This is a genomic window from Blautia sp. MSK.18.38, assembly GCF_024460535.1.
GTDB classification, from domain to species: Bacteria; Bacillota; Clostridia; order Lachnospirales; family Lachnospiraceae; genus Blautia_A; species Blautia_A fusiformis.
Map to the genome: position 1 here is coordinate 56,558 of NZ_JANFYP010000002.1, position 21,151 is coordinate 77,708.

Genomic DNA, 21,151 nt, shown 5'->3' on the forward strand with positions numbered 1-21,151 from the left:
CTACTTGTCTTAGACTTCCTTGTAATCAGCATCTACAACATCATCGCCGTATCCTGCTTCATTTCCGCCCTGGGCACCAGCGTTTCCGCCCATGTTGCCCATATCCGGTCCAGGACCAGCCTGACCCTGAGCTCCCTGAGTCTGCTCATACATCTTGGAGAACAGTTTCTGAGCGCTCTCCATCATCTTCTCCTGTGCAGCCTTGATATCTGCAACCTGAGAATCAGTAAGCTCCTGAGCATTTGCTGTCTGTGCAAGAAGATCTTTCAGTGCATTGAGGTCAGCCTCAACACTTGCTTTATCGTTTGCGTCAAGCTTGTCGCCAGCTTCCTTCAGAGCATTCTCAACCTGGAATACCATGGAGTCTGCATTGTTTCTTGTGTCGATCGCCTCTTTACGTTTCTTATCCTGAGCCTCGAACTCAGCTGCTTCTTTGACAGCTTTGTCGATATCGGAATCGGACATGTTAGAACCAGCTGTGATTGTGATGTGCTGCTCTTTACCTGTTCCAAGGTCTTTAGCGGATACATTAACGATACCGTTGGCATCAATATCAAATGTTACCTCGATCTGCGGAACACCACGACGTGCTGGCGGGATTCCATCCAGACGGAACTGACCGAGGGATTTGTTGTCTTTCGCGAACTGACGCTCACCCTGTACAACGTTGATATCTACAGCTGTCTGGTTATCTGCTGCTGTAGAGAAGATCTGGCTCTTCTTTGTAGGAATTGTAGTATTTCTCTCGATCAGACGAGTTGCGATACCACCCATTGTCTCGATGGACAGTGACAGTGGAGTAACATCCAGAAGAAGGATATCACCGGCACCTGCATCACCTGCAAGTTTACCACCCTGTACGGAAGCACCAAGTGCAACACACTCATCCGGGTTCAGGTTCTTGCTCGGCTCTTTGCCTGTTAACTGTCTTACCTTATCCTGTACAGCCGGGATACGGGAAGAACCACCAACCAGAAGTACCTGGCCAAGCTCAGAAGCTGTGATACCTGCATCAGACAGTGCACGGCGAACCGGCTCTGCTGTCATCTCTACAAGATCATGTGTCAGCTCATCAAATTTAGCTCTTGTAAGGTTCATATCGAAATGCTTCGGTCCCTCAGCAGTTGCTGTGATGAACGGAAGGTTGATGTTTGTTGTTGTTGCGGAAGAAAGCTCTTTCTTAGCTTTCTCAGCTGCCTCTTTCAGTCTCTGAAGAGCCATCTTATCGTTGCTTAAGTCTACGCCCTCTGTTCTCTTGAACTCGGAAAGCATGTAATCTGTAACTTTCTTATCAAAGTCATCTCCACCAAGACGGTTGTTACCAGCTGTGGAAAGAACCTCGATAACGCCATCACCAATCTCGATCACAGATACATCAAATGTACCACCGCCAAGGTCGTATACCATGATCTTCTGCTCTTTCTCATTGTCAAGACCATATGCAAGAGCTGCTGCTGTAGGCTCGTTGATGATACGTTTTACATCAAGACCTGCGATCTTACCTGCATCTTTGGTAGCCTGACGCTGAGCATCGTTGAAGTAAGCCGGAACTGTGATAACTGCCTCTGTTACTTTCTCACCAAGATATGCCTCTGCATCCTTTTTCAGTTTCTGAAGGATCATTGCGGAGATCTCCTGTGGAGAATATTTCTTGTCATCGATGGTTACACGGTAATCGGTACCCATCTCTCTTTTGATAGAGGAGATCGTTCTGTCTGCATTTGTAACTGCCTGACGTTTTGCAGGCTCACCTACCAGACGCTCTCCTGTTTTTGTGAATGCTACAACGGATGGTGTTGTTCTTGCGCCTTCTGTATTTGCGATAACTGTCGGCTGTCCACCTTCCATTACGGCTACACAGCTGTTTGTTGTACCTAAGTCAATACCAATAATCTTTCCCATGATTTTTTCCTCCTGTTTTAGTCTGTATCTGTTAAAATAAAGTTTGTTGTCAGTTAGTTCGCAACCTTCACCATACTGTGGCGTACTACGAAATCCTTGTAGGTGTAACCCTTCTGGAATTCTTCCACCACGATGTTCTCTCCAACCTCTTCATCCTCCACATGCATCACTGCATTATGGAAATCCGGGTTGAATTCCTTTCCCACTGCTTCGATCGGCTTCACGCCAAGCTCATCCAGTGTTGTGGTAAGCTGCTTGTAGATCATTTTCATTCCATCTGCAAAAGCATCGCCTTCCTGTGCCTGTGCAAGACCTCTTTCAAAGTTATCCACAACCGGCAGGATCTTTTCAACGATCTCTTTTGCTCCGATGATGTACATACTGGATTTTTCTTTTTCCGTTCTTTTACGGAAATTATCAAATTCAGCCATGGTACGCTTCAGGCGATCGGTAAGTTCCTCCACCTTCTGCTCAGATTTATCTTTTTTCTTCTTTCCGAAGAAGGAAGTTTTTGATTTTTCTTCTTTTTTATCCTCTGAGGCAGCTTCTTCGCCTGGAGTATTGTTTTCTTCCTCCGGCAGATCTTCTCCCTCCGGTGTCAGGTTTTCTTCTTCCTGATCTCCGTCAGTTACGGGGATTTCCTTCTCCGCTTCCTGCTCTTCGGATGTTTTCTTTGTTTCCTCCGACACTTTTTTTCTACCGCCTTTCTAAGTTTTCTTCTTTTTCAAAACGTCATCCAGATGATTCTTCAGTTCCTTCAGACTGTCCACTACATTCTCATAATCCATTCGTTTGGGACCGATGATCCCGATGGTTCCGTACATTCCGTCTCCCAGTTCATATCTGGCAGTTACAATGCTGCAGTCCTTCATGGTCTGGATTGGCATCTCATCACCGATGTAAACCTGGATTCCTGTATTCTCTCCATCTGACATCTGTTCTTTTACAAGATCGGCAAGTTCATGCTTCTCCTCAAATGCGGAGATCAGCTCCGTTGCCTTCTCTTTATCGGCAAGCTCCGGATACTTGAAGATGTTAGTTGCACCTGAAGTATAGATCTCCATATCTTCCTCTTCCACATGAATGGTGGCTGCCACTGCATCCAGAACCGTTGCCACCACACCGCTGTGGCTGCCTGCCTGTTCCTTCAGTCTGGCGATCATCCCAAGATTGATATCCTGGATCGGGATCCCATTGAGATTGGTGTTAAGAAGAAGATTCAGTTTCAGGATCGTCTGGTCGTCCATTTCCTCATCCAGATTGATGATCTGGTTCCGGACTGTGTTGTTGTCACTGACAACCACTGCCACAAGCTGAAGCTCGCTCATCCTCGACAGCTGGATGAACTTGACCTTGTTGCCGCTGTACTGCGGAACGGAAACCATGGTAGCATAGTTGGTATTGGAAGCAAGAACCTTCGCAACCTTCTTAAGCACCTTATCCATCTTATCTGTCTTCTCAATGATCAGATCTCGCAGCTCTGCGACCTCCGCTTCCTTCTCCTTCATCAACTCATTGACGTAAAGTCTGTAGCCCTTATCTGAAGGAATCCTTCCTGCTGAGGTATGAGGCTGGACGATATAGCCCATATCTGTCAGGTCTGACATTTCATTTCGGATCGTTGCGGAACTGACATTGAGATCCGCATACTTGGAAATGGTCCTGGAACCAACCGGTTCTCCGGTTTCCATATAGGTCTTGATGATTGCTTTTAAGATTTTTTGCTTGCGCTCATTCAACACCTCTTCCATGAATCCATCTCCTTTCCTTTTTATTCTTTCCTGACGGATGTTGATTCTTTTTTTACATCTGTTAGCACTCATTTTAGTGGAGTGCTAACATCTACAGTCTTTAAGATATCACCATGTAAAATATTTGTCAATATGTTTTGAAAAAAAGTTCTTATTTTTTCAAAACAAAAAAAGCATCAGTACGATGCTTTTTTGTAATACTGGTCTATGCAGTTCTGTGCCCCGGCAAAAAATTCCGCTTCTGTTTTCTGTCCCAGCATATATTTCTGAAATTCCGTTCCCATGGACGAAACGGCTTCTATGGAATCGGCACACAGTGGTCTTGCTTTCAGCTTATAATCTTTCAGATATTGCCGGATCATTTCAATGCCATCCAGATCAAAATTCTTATCCTCGATCACATCCAGTCTTGCCGGACACATTTTTGTCAGCTGTCCGTAATTTTTACTGGCCTCATATCCGGACACATACTGAAGGAACTTCAGAGCTGCTTCTTTATGATCAGAATTTTTATTCAGTACATACTGCCAGGTTGCGATATTGGTCACCTTCTCGTCAAATTCCGGAAATGGTGCCATATGGATCTTATCTTTTCCATACACGCCTGCATTCTGAAAAGTACTCAACACACCGGTATACATAAACATACATCCATACTGGCCGTTTATAAATTTTTCATTCAGCTGGTCATGCTGGTCGATCAGATTCTCCTCTGATATCATCCCTGTATCCAGCATTCGCTTCATATATTCTGCCGCTTCTCTTGTTTTCGGATCCGTCCAGTCTGTATAATCTCCTCCGAAAAAATCGACATACTCGCTGATACTATTATATATGTAAGAAATCTCCCATGCATCCCCATATGCATATTTTCCCGTATTCTGAAGCTTTTTCTGAAGGATCTCAAGATCACTGAGACAGGAGAGTCTGTCCAGACCAGCCTGATCCAGCAATTCCTGGTTCACCCAGAATGCCATGATATCCATCCTGAACGGTACCGAAAAAATATGTCCGTCTGACATGCATATTTCTTTCAGGTATTCCTGCAGAAAATTCGCCGCTGTCTCCTCTGTCATAACCGTATCTTCCAACGGAAGAAGAAATCCCTTATGTTTAAATTCGGATATCATCTCATCATTTACTGTGATCAGATCAACAGAATCATCTCCTGATGTCAGAAGAGTTGCTATTTTGGCCTGGCGATTGTCCGCATTGGCCGGACATTTTTCAATATGGATCTTTATTCCAAGATCTTTTTCCGCCTGGCTGATAAAAGAATCAAAGCCTTCTGTGCCTGCATCCACATGAAGGATCGTCAGTTCCTGTCTGTTCTCCGGCACAATATCAGATGCAGCCTCCTTCTTCTGGACTCCACATCCTGTCACTGCCAGAGCCAGGGCAAATACCCCGCAAAATACCTGTTTTTTCAATCTCTACCACCCTTTTTATCTGGGCCATCTATCCTCTTTTGACATCAACGGCTGGAACGGTGCATGAGGAAGTGTCTGATACCAGTACGCTACACTTGCCACATCATCCTGTCGTTCAAACAGGCCACGGTATCCGACGCCTATCTGCTGAATCGTAACGCGAAGATCCTCTTCAAAGCAGATTGGATCCTGTAAATGCCATCTGTAAAAGCCTCTCATTGGCGGGCAGTCATCATTATGATAAAAATTGTGGATCAGCTCGTCATGGGCAGAATAATACGGATATCCCAGATACGGCGTGTTATAATTCTGTTCCACGGTTTTTCCATCCACCTGTTTGGCAAAGCTCCAGGAACCACCAAAGTAATCTTCCGTTCCTGTTCCACAGATGGTCGGATACTCCTCATCTCCGTCAATATAAAACTTCATTTCTCCCTCGCCCCACCAGTAACGTTCCAGTGTGGTAAGTGCCATGTAGGTTCCTATATAATGGCCTTTTCCTTTTACTCCATCCAAAATTGTATAATCTTTTGTTTTTTCTGTCAACCGTTCCCTTCTCCACTGCGCATGGAAATAAGCAATATCGTCCGGAAGCTCATCATAGAGACAGTAATCTACCTGATAAAAGAAAGCCGGGATTTTATTTGCATGCTGGTTTTCCAGTGTGATCTTTGCTTTCTTCTTAAACGGCATCGGGAAATAGCAGTTAAAGCCCCTGTTTGGAACAACAGCCACCGGAACAGAATTTACAAAACATTCCCTTCCGAATCCGCAGCAGAAGAAATCACCCAGAGGACTTTCCACGGAAGGAGTTTCCTCGTCATCCCAGTACATACGGATTACAAGATCTCTCAGTACAAAGCAATCTGCCTCTGTAGTCTTGTTATCAACGGTGATCCAGATATGATTGATCTGTCCCGGTCCTTCCATTTCTGCCAGAGTTACCACAGTTCCCGGCTCAATATCCCTGAGACACGGGCTTCCTTTTCTGGACGGTCCCAGATGACTTGCAGCCATACCGCCTCTGCCTTTTTCTCCATGAGGATTTTCTGCGTTGATCGCACGGCTTTTTCCATGCTTTGCAAGTGCGATCCCTCCCAGTCCGCCTGTAAATGCCTGATACATATCTGTTTTCTCCTCTCTTTTGGAAATTAAAAATATTATATTTACGCTTTTACTCCACCTGCCATGATACCATCCATGATCTGTTTCTCAAAAACAGCTACAAAGATAATGATCGGAAGAAGGATGATCCATCCCATGGCGCTGACCAGATCCCACGGAACTCCATACATGTTGTCACGTAACGGAAGCTGTACGATGGAAACAGAAAGTACCTGAATACCATTTGAATAAAACAACGGTGTGAAAAAGTTATTCAGACAGGTAATAAAGTTGATAATGCAAACCGTAGCGATTGCCGGCTTCATCAGCGGCAGAACGATCGTAAACAGTCTCTGTGAAAAAGATGCGCCGTCAATAGCAGCTGCCTCCTCCAGTGAGATCGGGATCTCACCGACAAAGTTTCTGAGGATCAGAACCGTAAACGGTATAACGGTACTGATATAAAGAAGGATAAGTCCCGGATATGTATCATACAGCTTTACCTTCTGCATAAACTCATACAGCGGGCGGGCTGTGACAACCTCAGGGATCAGCATGGTAGCCAGAACAAACGCAAATGCAACAGAAACTCCCTTTGAGTTAAATCTTGAGAAGCCATAGGCAGCCATTGCACACAGCACGGTACTGATCACAAGTGTAATGCCTACGATCAGAACTGTATTTCCGATCTTTGAAAGCAGTCCTACATTCTGTATCAGAAATTTATAGCTTTCCAGTGTGGGATGATCCGGAAGATAATCGATCGGTGTTTTAAACAGTTCTCCTGACGGTGTGATCGAAGAAATAAAGATCCAGTAAACCGGGAACAGGATCAGAAAAGCCACAACTGCAAACAGAACCCATCTTCCAACGGCTACCACTCCATGATAAACATTATATTTTCCTGTATTCTTCACGATAATTCCCCCTAACTGTCAAACTTATTCATAACACGTATATTCAGCCAGCTGAAGATCGCCATTACAACAAACAGCAGCATAGCCAGCGCCGAAGCATATCCTACGTTTAGATTTGTAAATGCTTCTGTTGTGATTCTGTATGCGATCAGCGCAGTATCCTCTCCAGGGCCTCCAGATGTCATGGAATAAACCAGATCGAAGGTTGTCAGTCTCCAGAGTGTGAACGGAATACATAAAGTCAGGACATTTTTTGCGATCAGCGGAAGTGTGATCCGGAAAAAGCTCTGGATCCCGTTTGCACCGTCTACCTTTGCTGCCTCATAGATATCGCCGGAAATAAACTGAAGTCCGGAAAGTACAAGAATTGCAAAGAACGGAAGGTCCTTCCACAGGTCCATTGCAATTACCGCTGCTCTTGCAGTACCTGTATTGATCAGCCAGCTGTTCTGGTAACCCGGTACAAACCAGCGGATAAAATCATTGATCAGACCATAATCATTGTTAAATGCCCATTTTGCAGCCATACCGGCTACTACTGCAGGCATAGCCCACGGGATCAGCACGATGGTCCTCAGAAAACGGCGGCCTTTGAATTTCATATTCAGGATCAGTGCCAGGATAACTCCGAGGATCACATGAAAGATCATGGAAGCAACCACAAATATTGCCGTAAAGCTGATCGATGTGAGCACTTTAGGATCAGAAAATACCTTCAGGTAATTCTTGAAGCCTATAAATTCATTGATACCTGCAAGGATACTGATATTAAAGAAGCTGTTTTTCACAGTCATCAGAATGGGATATACTGTTGTAAAACCTCGAATCAGTACAACCGGCAGGATCAAAAGCCATGGTATCCACTTCATATTTTTTTTGCTTATTGTCATGGAACTTTCCTCCCTGTTCATCAAGCAATGTAAAGCAGACTTTTACCTCTGCTTTACATTGCTGTTTTTTTATATCTTTTACTTATACATATCTACCACATCCTGAGCCTTCTTGCAGAACTCATCAACTGTAATCTCGTCTTTCATACAGGACTGGAAGATTGTTCCCATATCGCTGATAAATTCCATTGTCTGTGCCACCATCGGACGTCCCTGTACATTGCATTCATTTGCATATCTGCTGTACATTTCTTTTGCCGGGTCAGAATCCGGAACTACCTTCTCTGCAACATCCTTTCTTGCAGGATATCTGTCAAATGCTTTATAGGAAGCTTCCATTCCGCCTTCATCAGCCATATACTGGAGGAATTTCACAGCTGCATCTTTATTCTTGGATGCTTTGTTGAGAACATAGCTCCAGGAATCTGTAAAGATCGCACGCTCTCCCTTGCCGCTGAAATCCGGTACCATTTCCATGTGGATCTTATCTGCGCCAAGCATATCTGCCTTTGCATAATCTGTTCCAAGGCCCCACATGAACCAGCATCCGTATTTTCCGTCATTGATCTTCGGATTCATCTGCTCATATTTATCAGCGATCTGCTCGATGGATGTTTCTTTATCAGCAACCAGATCGTGGAGGAACTGAACTGCTTCCTTGTTTTCCTCTTTGGTCCAGTCAAAATAATCGCCGCCGAACATGTTTACAAACTGTGCAAGCTCGTTAAATGCATAAGTTTTCTCCCAGGAACCGCCGTAGCCGAATCTTCCGTCCTTGGAAACAGCCTTCATATACTTCATGAAATCCTCTTTTGTATCAATGGATTTGATTCCGACCTCATCCATGATCTCCTGATTTACCCAGAATGCAAAATATCCTGTATAGCCTGGAACACCGATAATGTTTCCGTCCTTATCTGTGATCATATTCTTTACATATCCCTGGGCAAACTGATCAGCGATATCATCTGTCATTACTGTATCATTCAGTCCTTCCAGCCATCCGGAATTTTTAAATGCCGCACTCATCTCATCGTTGATCTGAATGACATCCACGGAAGCATCTCCTGTGGAAAGCATTGTGGTGATCTTCTGCTGACGGGTATCTGTATCTGTAGGTGCCGCAATTACATTAATGTTCAGGCCCGTGGCATCTTCCACATTTGCAAGCCAGTCCTCAAAATCCGGGTCTGTGGTGTCGATGCTGTATAAGGTAAGATCATATTTCTCCTCTGCGGAAACAGTAACCACGTTACCTGCCATACCCACAACCATCGCTGCTGCCAAAACTGCACTCATTACTTTTTTCTTCATATCTTTCTTCCTTTCTGGACATTTTCGTGTTTGTCCACACCTGTTTTTGATGGTTTAAGGATACCAGAGAGCCCCCTCATTCTAAATACAATATTTTATGATTTCTTTATATTATTTTTCGTTCTCTTGTATTTTTGTTGTTAATTTTTTATAATCCTTTTATATAATCTATATTTGTAACGGCTTTTTTTCACAGCTGGATTCGGTTTCATTAATTTGTTTTCGACATAAAGGAGAGTATGTACTATGAAATTCCACAAATGTATCCCACCCATTTTTTCCTCATTTCGCTATAAGCTCCTGCTCGCATTTCTGATCGCAACTATGGTACCTCTGATTTCCCTGACCTTCATCAGCTATCACATTTCCTATAACATTGCCAGAGATCGTATCATCGATTCTGCCGTAATGACTGACAAGCAGCTGGTCTCTCAGCTGAACGACCGCCTCGGTCAGGTTGAAAATGTAGCAGATACCATACAGTTTCAAATGTACTCCCTAAATCAGCCTTCCTCTAATAAGGTAGATGCACTGAAAAAATTCACCACTGTAAAAAACAATATTTCGCTGTATAAATCCACATTCGATTTCTTCCATATATATGTTTTTCTGCAGCCCGATCAGCTCGGTTCAAAAGAAAGCCTGTACTTCTTTTCCACAGATGAGCTTTCTGCATATGGTCTGGATAAAAATATTGTTTCCGGTTCAGGCTTTTCCTCTGTCTGGATACCGGTTTCCAATATGCCTCTGCCTAAAATACTGTCCACAAAAAAATCATCTGCCGATGTGATCCTCTGCGTCCGGGCACTGAAAAATCAGGCCACCGGTATTCTGGAATACGCCTACGGCATTGCTCTGGACACCTCAGAGCTTACCACTTATCTGCAGCCTGCTGCTTTGGATTCCCGCATATACAGCTACATTCTCACAGATCACGGAGAGATTGCAGCAAAAAATACATCCTCACTGAATTTATCCGGAATTTCCAAAGCACAGTTTCAGAAACTCAAAGGAAATGCAGATTCTTCTTTTCACAGCGGCGACAAATATTATAACTGCTGCACCTTAAGCAATGGCTGGCTTCATGTTACCGAAATCCCGGAAAGCTATATTCAGGGCAACACGCACATCCTGATCCGTGCCTTACTGATCACTGTCCTTATTTTCTTGCTCCTTACTGTTATCATCGTTATCCTGTTTTCCGAAAATCTTACCCGGAAGATCACTGCACTTTCCTATGCAATGGAAGCCTTTCAGCTGGGATATGACCCGGAACATCTATCTATCGTTACTGTTCCCCACCCGGATGATCCTTCCAGGTATGATGAGATTGACAGACTGGGCATCACCTTTGAAGATATGCAGCACACAATAGCCGGAAACCTGAAGTCCATTGTAAATCTTTCCGTAAACGAAGAACGTCTGAAATACCAGCTGCTCCAGTCACAGATCAATCCGCATTTTCTTTACAATATCCTGGGATCGATCCGTACCTGCCAGTCCCTTGGAAAGCTTGACATTGCTGATCAGATGATTGCAAATCTGACTGCCTTTTACCGTCTTACCCTGCGTAAATCAAAGGAACTTATTCCTATTAAAGATGAATTGGAAATTGCCCGGCTTTATCTGGAAATGGAAAAGCTCTGTCATAAAGATAATCTGGACTGGGAGATCGAAGCAGAAGATGGAATCGAAAATTTCCTGATCTGCAAGTTTACACTTCAGCCATTTCTCGAAAATTCCATTCTGCACGGGATTTCTTCGGGCACACCAGCTGTTTTCATTTCGATCCATGTTCTTTATGGCGATGATACGGTTGTGATCTCCATTGAGGACAACGGTGCCGGCATGGACTCCGAAACCCTTGCACAGCTGCGCCATGCTATTGAGCATAATGTTATTGATTATGAGAAGCATTTTGGAATTTCCAACGTAAGTTCCCGTATTTCCAACCCATTATACGGAAACGGTTCCGTAAGGATCCGCAGCAACCCCGGAAACGGCACATACGTCACCATTGAATTCGAACAGATGGAGGAAGATATCGATGAAAAAAATAATGATCGTAGATGATAATTACTTATCTGCAGAAGGTATCGAAAAAAACATAGACTGGGAAACACTGAATGCAGAGATCATCCATGTCTGCTACAATGGAACCTCTGCTATCGAAGCCATGAAAAAAGAACCGGCAGATCTGATCATTTCTGACATTGAAATGCCTGATCTTGACGGCATTTCCATGAGCCGTCAAGCTCTTGAGATCAATCCTATGGTGAAGATCATCCTGATCAGTGCCTATGATAAATTTGAATATGCAAGACGCGCTCTGCTCCTCGGTGCTCTGGATTATATCGAAAAGCCTCTGGATTATGCCTATCTTATCCAGAAGGTAAAAAACGCTTTTGCACTGATGGAAAAGGAACAGAAAAATCTCCAGCTTCTGAAACAAAGCAGGCCTCTTCTTACGGAAAAATTTTTCCGCGAGATCACACACCTTCCGTCTTCTGAAGCAGCCTACCGACTGAAGCCTTATCTTAAGTATCTGAACCTGGAGCTGAATTATGATTTTTATACAGTTGTTATTCTGGAGCTTGAAAATGCTCCGGATCTAAAAGCTGTTTACGGGATTGAAAAGTTTCAGATGGAGCTTTTCAACCTTCAGGATCTGATAACTGAGGAAACCGCTTCTCTTGATTTTGTGTATCTTCTCCCGGATATGGATGGCTATCTGTGCATTCTGGGACACAGCGGCTGTCAGTCCAACAGCTTCCGCCAGCTTACCAGCGGACTTATTTCCTCAATCGCAGATGCCTGCCAGCCACTGGGACTTTCTCTCAACGCAGGTATTGGAACAATTGTCCAGGATTTTTGGAACCTGAACCATTCTTATAAAAGCGCCGTACATGCACTGGAATACAGATTCTTTTTCCCGCATCAGAATATCTTTGACGGAAGAGAGGCTCTGGGTTCCGATCTGTCTGTTGCAGATTTTTCAGATACAAAGGAGGATGAACTGATCCGGCTTCTCTGCAAAAAGGATACCGCTGCCATAGATCTCTGGTTTCAGAATTTTTCCGACTGGCTCACTCAGAAATTTCGCACAAAGAATTTCGCTTTCATACAGATTTATTCTCTTCTTGGCCGGATCCTGAAATTTTTCTATGAATTAAATCTGGATACGCATGACCTTGAAGCTAAAATTTTGTATGTTTACAACCACATAAATGAGTTTCATAATACGGAAGAGCTATGTCAATGGCTGAAGGATCTGTGCCATCTTTTATGTCGGAAGCTTGATTCCTCCATGAATGATTATCACCAGAAGCTCTGCGAACTGGTGATTTCCTATATCAACGAACACTACACTGACAATACGCTCTGCCTCAATGATATTGCTGCCTCTGCCAATGTAAGCCCTGCTTATTTAAGTGCTCTTTTCAAAAAAAATCAGGGAATCAGTCTCAGTGACTTTATCACATCTCAGCGAATTTCCGCAGCCGCCCGTTACCTGACTACGACTACTATGAGTCTGAAGGAGATCAGCCTGAAATGTGGTTATGCCAATCAATATTATTTCAGCACCAGCTTCAAAAAGAAAATGGGGATCACACCTTCCGCCTATCGGGAACAGCATACATAACTTCTTCTCTTCTTTATAACAAAGTTACTGGCACAAATGCCAGTGCCCTTCTCCGGAATTTTACTTATAATCAATCAATAAAGAGAACCATCATATTTTTTCGAAGGAGGGATCGCTATGAAAAAATGGAAAAAATCCTGATATCTCTGATAACAGTCTTTGTACTGACCATGCTTCCGGCAGAATCGGCAATTCTGCCTGGCACAGTCTGTGTTACAGAGGCCGCTCCCAGGATCAGTTCTTCCAAGCTTACCATGATCAAGGGGCAGAGCAGAACACTGAAGATCACCGGTCTCAAAAAATGGCAGAAAATCACCTGGAAGAGCAGCAATTCCAAGATCGTCGCTGTAAACAAAGCAGGCAAACTTCAGGCAAAGGCTAAAGGCTCTGCCACCATTACAGGAACCGTTTCCAAAAGGAAATACACCTGCAAAGTCACTGTACATGCCCCGAAGCTGAACAAAACCGCAGTAACTCTGAAAGTCAGTCAGACATATCAGCTGAAGCTTAGTGGTACCAATCAGAAGATCACCTGGAAGAGCAGCAATTCCAAAATCGTCACTGTAAACAAAGCAGGCAAGCTTTTTGCAAAATCTGCAGGAAATGCTACAATTACTGCTCAGGTAAACGGGATCCGCTTTGTCTGCAAGGTTAAAATCCAGAAAAAAGCTGCTCCAGTAAAACCAGCCCCGACTTCCGCCCCGGCAAAACCAACCCCTACCGCAGCTCCGAAGCCCGGCATAAAATTAAAAAACCACATTCTGAGCAAAGGCAAAAAGGCCAGTGATGGAAGCGTAAAAATCGAGCTTAACACACACGATGAATCAAAAAAAATCGATATGGATTTAGGCGGTTTGGGTTCGTCATCTTCTTCTATGCAGGTTTCCGTAGATGAATATCGAAGTATCACATACATTCCAAAAAACAACAGTTTTAAATTCTATTTCCGGTTTTCCAGCCATGATGATTTAAAAAGTGATATTACTTTGACTTTCCCGATGAATTCTACTGCGGCTTCTTTAAACTTTTATTTTTACATGAGCATACTTCCTGATGATGAATCCGGTACACTGATCGCCACTATGAGCAGCTCCGCTCCGCTTTCCGCCATCAGGAATGAATCCTCTAATTTATCCTTCCACTTCCAGAAGCTTACAGATCCTTATGAAATCCTGACACAAAAAGATGCTTCCGAGCTTGCCAACGACACTCTGGATATGGCTGTTCCATATTGGACTGATCTTCTCAAGGGCTCCGGCATCACCCTGCGCTCCCTGGGCTTTTCAACTACAAAATAAGCTTTTCCCAAAAACAGATCGAGCATACCCGGCAACACCCCTGGCTGTAACAGCCAGGGGTGTTGTACTGTCAGCTGCTTCGCAGCCTATTCCGTTAATTCTTCCAAATTCTTTTTTAATTCGAGCATCTTGTCTCTCAGCTCAGCAGCCTGCTCGAAATTCAGGTCTGCTGCCGCAGCGCGCATCTGCTTCTCTACCTGAGCGATCACCTTCGTCAGTTCTTTTCGGTTCATGGATTCCGGATCCTTTTTAAGCTTCACTTCTGTCTCTGCCACCTTCTTCGAAACAGCGATCAGATCACGGACCGCCTTCTTGATCGTGGTTGGAGTGATGCCATGCTCCCTGTTGTAAGCCTCCTGTATCGCTCTCCTTCTTTCTGTCTCCGAGATTGCTTTTTCCATGGATTCTGTCATATTATCTGCATACATGATCACATGGCCTTCGCTGTTCCGGGCAGCACGGCCGATAGTCTGTACCAGGGATGTTTCCGAACGAAGGAAGCCTTCCTTATCTGCATCCAGGATCGCTACCAGCGTGATCTCCGGAATATCCAGTCCTTCTCGCAGAAGGTTGATCCCGACTAGCACATCAAACACATCCAGGCGCATATCGCGAATGATTTCCGCACGTTCCAGAGTGTCAATGTCTGAATGAAGGTATCGGACACGGATTCCCAGATCCTTCATATAATCGGTAAGGTCCTCTGCCATACGTTTGGTCAGGGTCGTGATCAGGACTTTGTTTTTCTTTTCAATTTCCTTATTTACTTCTGCTACAAGATCATCGATCTGTCCTTCGATCGGACGCACCTCCACCTTCGGATCAAGAAGCCCTGTAGGACGGATGATCTGCTCTGCGCGGAGAAGCTCATGGTCATATTCATATTCTCCCGGTGTCGCAGATACAAACATTACCTGGTCAAGCTTGTTCTCGAATTCATCAAAGCTCAATGGACGGTTATCCTTAGCAGACGGAAGTCGGAAGCCGTAATCCACCAGTGTCTGTTTACGGCTCTGATCACCGGCATACATACCGCCAACCTGGGGAACTGTCTTATGGGACTCATCTATAATAAGTAAAAAATCATCTCCGAAGTAATCCATCAGTGTATACGGTGGCTGCCCCGGTGCAAGCCCTGTCAGGTGCCTGGAGTAGTTCTCGATCCCGGAGCAGAATCCCGTTTCCTTCATCATTTCCACATCAAAGTTGGTACGCTCCGCAATTCTCTGAGCCTCGATCAGCTTATCCTCACTTTTAAAGTATTCCACCTGCTGCTTCATCTCTTCCAAAATGGCATCTGCTGCACGACGGATCTGCTCCTGAGGCACAACGTAATGAGATGCAGGGAAAATCGCTGCATGGCTTTCCACACTTTTGATCTCTCCGGTAAGCACATCGATATCTGTGATACGCTCGATCTCATCTCCGAAAAACTCCACCCGCACTGCCCGGTCTGTAGAATTCGCCGGAAAAATCTCCAGCACATCACCCCGGACACGAAAGGTTCCACGGTGAAAATCCATCTCATTTCTTGTGTACTGGATATCGATCAGCTGTTTGATAACCTCGTCACGATCCTTCTCCATCCCCGGCCGAAGTGAGATCATCATATCAAAAAATTCCTGCGGCGCACCTAAGCCATAGATACAGGATACCGACGAAACCACGATCACATCCTTGCGCTCACATAAGGCTGCTGTGGCGGAGAGACGGAGCTTATCGATCTCATCGTTAGTGGATGCGTCCTTAGCGATGTAAGTGTCTGTGGAAGGAACGTAAGCCTCCGGCTGGTAGTAGTCGTAGTAGGAGACAAAATATTCCACTGCGTTCTCAGGAAAAAATTCTTTCATCTCACCGTAAAGCTGGGCCGCCAGTGTTTTATTGTGGGCAAGTACCAGAGTTGGTTTATTTAACTGGGCAATGACATTCGCCATTGTGAAAGTCTTACCGGAGCCAGTAACACCAAGCAAAGTCTCGAACTGGTTGCCTTCTTTAAATCCCTCGACCAATTTCTCGATGGCCTGGGGCTGATCGCCGGTTGGCTTGTATGGGGCTTTTAATTTGAACTCATTCATGGTAAATCCCTCCATTTGTGACTTTTACTATGATCATTATCAGCCAAAAATTCGTATCCAGATTCGTAACGAAAAGCTCATTTTTATAGTGAATAGATGTGTTTCTCACCTCGTTACGAATAAAAGTCACAAAACTAATATTTGCGGATAAAACAGCACTCGGAAATACCTGAAAATACTAACCTCCGGTCCTGTCATATTTTTACTGTTTGTTCTTGTAACAGTCCCTATTATATCAAATAAATTTTTGAAAGTATATAGATTAACGCAAGAAAAAAGTACAAATGTTCGATTCTTATTTGTACTTTTTTCTATCACTACTATTCTATTTTTTATCATGCTGCGTTGAAATATTCCTCCAGAATTAAGTCTATTTCAATCACTTTCGATACTTCACTCAATATGATAAGTTTGCGTAAACGCAAAGAAACAGCGACTTTGAAAAGTCAAAGCCGCCGTTTTATACGGGCGTGTCAAATGACTGCTGTACGACGGCTTTTTTCTTTTGCCGTCGTACGGCAGATAATTATTTCTTATTTTTAATTGAAAAAGAATTTTTATAATATCGCTTATTTTTATATTTGAAAAGTTATCCCGCTTTTGCTTAGCATATTATTTTCTTAAATTAACATTCATGTAACGCCCAATATTACGCAAATTCATCGAGTCCTCTACAAACTGAAGTTCATCCCAATATGCAGACCTTTGATTATACACGCTTATAAATTATTGGTTCATCATATCCAAAAGTTCTCTTTCCATTAACTTCCATGCTTTCCGATACTTCCAGAAAATTGTTGGAAAACTTTTCCCAAAGTTTGAATGTCATTACCGGAGAGAACTGGCTTGTGCTGCCTCCCTCCCAGATTCCGTCCTTTTCATGATAAAGTGCCGGATTAAATTTTTCAGATTTTTCTAGTTTAGAGTAATCAACATTCTTCATAGAATCATATGAAAATGTATTTTTATCTTCTCCTTTTGGAATTTTATAAGAAGAAAGTAAAATTCCCTGTTCTATTTCCGTGATAAGGAAAAGATGTGGAGATGCATGACGTTTTCCATTAATTTCATAATAACTCTCTTCAACAACAAATTTTCCTTTGAAATCTTCAGGAAGGTTATTTATTTTGTCATTACAGATTGTATTTACATGTTCCGCATATGGATATGTTTTCCCTTCTGCCTGCATCTTATTAAATTGATCCTTATTATCAAAATGTCCTGTCATCATTCCTACAAAATTATCAAGTTTCATCATATACTTTACCTCCTGGTATTTGCCTAATCACACTATTCCTCTTTTGCTTTTGCCATACTGGCGATATCTCCCACTCCATTCAATACCATTGTCGGAAGATAAGCATAAGTTTTGAGTGTATCCTTCGTTGAACATCCAGAGAGAACCAATACAGTAGACATACCACTTTCCATTCCTGAAATCACATCTGTATCCATACGATCCCCAACCATTACAGCTTCTGCTGAATGACATCCAAGCATATTCAATCCTGTTCTCATCATCAGTGGATTCGGTTTCCCACAGAAATATGCCTGTGTACCTGTTGCCATTTCTATAGGTGCAATCAATGCACGACAAGCAGGAGCAATGCCGTTCTCAATCGGTCCGGAAACATCTGAGTTTGCTCCGATCAGCTTTGCACCTTTCAGAACTAAATTCGTTGCTTTCGTTAAGGTATCCAATGAATAGGAGCGTCCCTCTCCCACAACAACATAATCCGGATTTACATCATTCATTGTGATACCTACATCATAAAGTGCATTTAACAGGCCGGCTTCTCCTATCACAAATGCCGAACAGCCTGCCGCCTGTTCTTTTAAAAATGCGGCTGTTGCCAATGCACTGGTATAAAAATGTTCTTCTGGCACATCAAGTCCCATCCTAGCCAGTTTCTGATTTAATTCTCGTGGTGTATATCCACTATTATTTGTCAAAAACAAATATTCTTTCTTTTCATCATGCAACCACTGGATGAATTCTGGAACACCTGGCAATATCTGATTGCCATGATAGATCACACCATCCATATCACAGATGAATCCTTTTTTTTCATTAAAATCGATTATGGATTTTATCATGTTCATATGCGCCCTGCCTTTCTTGTTTCTTTAGAATACACCTTACTCTTTTCATAATAAAATAAAGCGCTATTTTCTACAAATATTTTTTTATTATATCATCCACACATGAAATCAAATACATAGCACTGTAAAATCAAAGTAAATATTTCGATCAACAGAACCTTTTATGACAACATCTCTTTCACACAAGTACTTCGATAATCACTTGGTGATATTTTATATCTTTCTTTAAATACTCGGTTAAACGTTCTCTGACTTTCAAATCCACTATCCAGACAAATATTTGTAATAGAATCACTCGTATTTTCCAAACGATGGCATGCATAGTTCAGCCTTGCATCATTAAGATATTGATTAAAGTTTCTATGGAATGTCTTGGAAAAGAGTCTGGATAAAACATATTTGCTCACGCCCAGGTCTTTTGCCATCTCTTCCAACGAAAACTTCTTCTTGAAATTTGCTGATATATAGGAAACTGTCTGGTAAATAAGATCGTTGCTCCCCACACTGCTCTTTTCTACCAAATTTAATTTTCCTATGCAGCGTGCCAACACAATTTGAAGATATGCCTGTGCAACAGTAATATCCGACTGTTCTGTCTCTAAAATTGCATTTATAACCCTATATACCTCCGGTTCAACCTTTTCCGCTTTGATGATTGGGTATTCAGGAGCCATGGATTGCATGATATCTGCAAATTTGGCTATCGTAAATGGCGATGCAATCAGATAAGTCGCTTTATTTACACCGGGTGTCAGTACCTGATAGTGATGAATAACATCTGGAAATACAAAGCCTATATCTCCTTTTTCCATATGGTATAGTTCCTGTCCGACACCAAGTTCTAATGCTCCACTTGTTACACAAACGATCTCCAGTGCATTATGAAGATGTGGTTCAATATGTTTTGACTTCCTATTTATTGCTATGATCTCCTCTTTTGTGTCAACATATTTTAACTGCATGAAATACTCCCCTTTGCAACATTTGTCTATATCTTCTTTCGATTTGGCAAGCAATCCTTTTACACCTATCTTATAATCAACTTGTAAATAAGGAAAGGAGGAATTGCAAATGAGCAACCTAAAAAAATATCTGAATGGCCTTTTAGTATTCTACACTGAATATTTTGAGCATCCTTACCATGTATAAATACTAAAAGGACTATTTTGTGAAAACTGAATATTTTCTTAAGGCCATTTCACAAAAATGAAGTGGTCCTTTTTTATTTTCAAAATACAGTTCAATCACTTTATATATAGAAAAAAGCACTGTCTCATCGAGCAACGACCAGACAACGCTTTCTCCTGTCAATTCTAATTTATGTCTGATGCATCTGTTACTTCATCTGCAGCAATTTCTTTTTCTGCTTTCAGTTTTTTATTTGCATCTTCTACATTCATTCTTGAAAGTACAAACATAATCAATACATCAAAGATTAACGGAAGCCAAAGATACATAAACTGCATCATATCAAGTGCAGACTGCGGCTGAGTTGCATTTGTTCCGATATATCCACTGAACTCAAGCAGCCATCCAACAACAGCGGTTCCAATACCTCCACCGATTTTTACGCCAAGAGAAGTACAAGAGTACATCGTTCCGTCAATTCTCTTTCCCTGTGTAAGATAAGTGTACTCAGAGCAGGATGCGATAACTGCATTCATATCTCCCTGCCATGGTCCCTGACCTAAGGCTGCAAGAGCTGTAAATGCCATCATCAGCGGAACACTGCCCATATATCCGGCAACAACAACAAGTGCTCTACCGATGACTGCTAAGACATAACCTCTTAAGTTCAGTTTATACATACCTTTCCACTTACCAACTAATGTCGGTGTGAAAATCAGGGCAATGATCAGTGGAATATTTACTGCCCATGCAAATTGTCCAAACAAATTCTTATTTTTCAGTACCCATGTCATGTAATAAATGCCAGCTCCAATCATGGCACCATATAACTGCTGTAAAATATATGTTCCACAAATCATCATGTAATATTTGTTTTTAACAAGAAGCTTGAATGCCTGTACCATTCCGTACTTTTCATTATCATCCTTTACTTCTCCTTCGTTAAGTTCTTCCTCCGGAAGTTCCTTAACAGAAAGTGCTGAAATCGTATTTACGACCAGACCAATGATTGCATAGATAATAGCAACCGTTCTCCATGCCGCAGCATCTCCACCACATTTATCTACAAATCCAACTGTAATCGCCTGAATCAGAAGACTTGTTGAAAATGCAAAAATAAAACGGTAAGATCACATCTGTACACGCTCTTTGCTGTTCTTTGTAATCAGTGACGTAAGTGCTGAATAAGCAATATTGTTTGCTGTATAAAACACACCATTTAACAGTGTATAAGAGATAAAGAACCATGCATATTTAGCCGTTGTTCCCAAGCTGACTGGTATTGCAAAACAGCAGACCAGCGTAATGGCACAACCAATATATCCATATAGCATCCAGGGTTTTGCTTTTCCCATTTTACTGTGTGTTTTGTCAATCATTGATCCAAAAAATATATCCGTAAAACCATCAAATAGTTTTGATACGGCAATCAGGGTACCTACGACACCTGCAGCAAGTCCTACTGAGTCCGTCAGATAGACCATCATAAAAGATGTCAGGAAGGCATAGACTACATTACCTGCAATATCACCTGATCCATATCCAATTTTGTTATACCATTTCAAATACTTTTTTTCTTCCATCGAATTTCTTTGC

The 21,151-nt window shown here is 42.6% G+C and carries 15 protein-coding genes and 1 pseudogene; 3 read left to right on the forward strand and 13 right to left on the reverse strand.

The genetic code is table 11. From position 1 onward, the window contains the following. Positions 1-9 precede the first annotated feature (9 nt). The 8 genes from dnaK to NE638_RS01760 form a co-directional block, all read right to left on the reverse strand. Entirely contained in the window at positions 10-1,902 is a 1,893-nt protein-coding gene (gene dnaK, locus NE638_RS01725; protein ID WP_015527076.1) for a molecular chaperone DnaK, read from the reverse strand. Between the two features lie 53 nt (positions 1,903-1,955). Further along, a complete protein-coding gene (gene grpE / locus NE638_RS01730; RefSeq protein WP_059085388.1) occupies positions 1,956-2,591 on the reverse strand; it encodes a nucleotide exchange factor GrpE in 636 nt (211 codons plus the stop codon). 18 nt (positions 2,592-2,609) lie between these two features. Continuing rightward, positions 2,610-3,653 (reverse strand): heat-inducible transcriptional repressor HrcA, encoded by a 1,044-nt coding sequence (gene hrcA / locus NE638_RS01735; RefSeq protein ID WP_059085387.1) that lies wholly within the window; start codon positions 3,651-3,653, stop codon positions 2,610-2,612. A 176-nt stretch (positions 3,654-3,829) separates the two neighbouring features. After that, on the reverse strand, positions 3,830-5,083 hold the full coding sequence (locus tag NE638_RS01740) for an ABC transporter substrate-binding protein (RefSeq protein ID WP_237971358.1): 1,254 nt from the start codon (positions 5,081-5,083) through the stop codon (positions 3,830-3,832). Between the two features lie 15 nt (positions 5,084-5,098). Continuing rightward, complete coding sequence (locus NE638_RS01745; RefSeq protein WP_021652327.1) at positions 5,099-6,208, reverse strand: glycoside hydrolase family 172 protein; 1,110 nt, start codon at positions 6,206-6,208, stop codon at positions 5,099-5,101. Between the two features lie 41 nt (positions 6,209-6,249). After that, positions 6,250-7,104: a carbohydrate ABC transporter permease gene (locus NE638_RS01750; protein ID WP_021652326.1), complete on the reverse strand. Its 855-nt coding sequence runs from the start codon at positions 7,102-7,104 to the stop codon at positions 6,250-6,252. An 11-nt stretch (positions 7,105-7,115) separates the two neighbouring features. Continuing rightward, on the reverse strand, positions 7,116-7,994 hold the full coding sequence (locus NE638_RS01755) for a carbohydrate ABC transporter permease (protein ID WP_044961978.1): 879 nt from the start codon (positions 7,992-7,994) through the stop codon (positions 7,116-7,118). A 78-nt stretch (positions 7,995-8,072) separates the two neighbouring features. Further along, entirely contained in the window at positions 8,073-9,308 is a 1,236-nt protein-coding gene (locus NE638_RS01760) for an ABC transporter substrate-binding protein (RefSeq protein ID WP_015527072.1), read from the reverse strand. 246 nt (positions 9,309-9,554) lie between these two features. Here NE638_RS01760 and NE638_RS01765 point away from each other — a divergent pair, with 246 nt between their 5' ends. The 3 genes from NE638_RS01765 to NE638_RS01775 all read left to right on the forward strand — a co-directional run bounded on the left by NE638_RS01765 (position 9,555) and on the right by NE638_RS01775 (position 14,249). Next, positions 9,555-11,381, forward strand: coding sequence for a sensor histidine kinase (locus NE638_RS01765; RefSeq protein WP_059085385.1), 1,827 nt, complete (start codon positions 9,555-9,557; stop codon positions 11,379-11,381). Further along, positions 11,356-12,951, forward strand: a complete 1,596-nt coding sequence (locus NE638_RS01770) for a response regulator (protein ID WP_021652321.1) — start codon at positions 11,356-11,358, stop codon at positions 12,949-12,951. The genes NE638_RS01765 and NE638_RS01770 overlap by 26 nt, the downstream gene beginning before the upstream one ends. 125 nt (positions 12,952-13,076) lie before the next feature. Further along, a complete protein-coding gene (locus NE638_RS01775) occupies positions 13,077-14,249 on the forward strand; it encodes an Ig-like domain-containing protein (RefSeq protein WP_173745706.1) in 1,173 nt (390 codons plus the stop codon). A gap of 86 nt (positions 14,250-14,335) precedes the next feature. On the opposite strand, the gene uvrB is transcribed toward NE638_RS01775, so the two are convergent. The 5 genes and pseudogenes from uvrB to NE638_RS01800 all read right to left on the reverse strand — a co-directional run bounded on the left by uvrB (position 14,336) and on the right by NE638_RS01800 (position 21,138). Further along, positions 14,336-16,324, reverse strand: a complete 1,989-nt coding sequence (gene uvrB / locus NE638_RS01780) for an excinuclease ABC subunit UvrB (RefSeq protein ID WP_138277199.1) — start codon at positions 16,322-16,324, stop codon at positions 14,336-14,338. A gap of 709 nt (positions 16,325-17,033) precedes the next feature. Beyond that, complete coding sequence (locus NE638_RS01785; RefSeq protein WP_015527045.1) at positions 17,034-17,582, reverse strand: hypothetical protein; 549 nt, start codon at positions 17,580-17,582, stop codon at positions 17,034-17,036. A 32-nt stretch (positions 17,583-17,614) separates the two neighbouring features. Further along, positions 17,615-18,427 (reverse strand): HAD-IIA family hydrolase, encoded by an 813-nt coding sequence (locus tag NE638_RS01790; protein WP_021652318.1) that lies wholly within the window; start codon positions 18,425-18,427, stop codon positions 17,615-17,617. Between the two features lie 161 nt (positions 18,428-18,588). Next, positions 18,589-19,389, reverse strand: coding sequence for a helix-turn-helix transcriptional regulator (locus NE638_RS01795; RefSeq protein ID WP_019163021.1), 801 nt, complete (start codon positions 19,387-19,389; stop codon positions 18,589-18,591). A 351-nt stretch (positions 19,390-19,740) separates the two neighbouring features. Next, a pseudogene (locus tag NE638_RS01800) lies at positions 19,741-21,138 on the reverse strand (MFS transporter). Positions 21,139-21,151 lie beyond the last annotated feature (13 nt).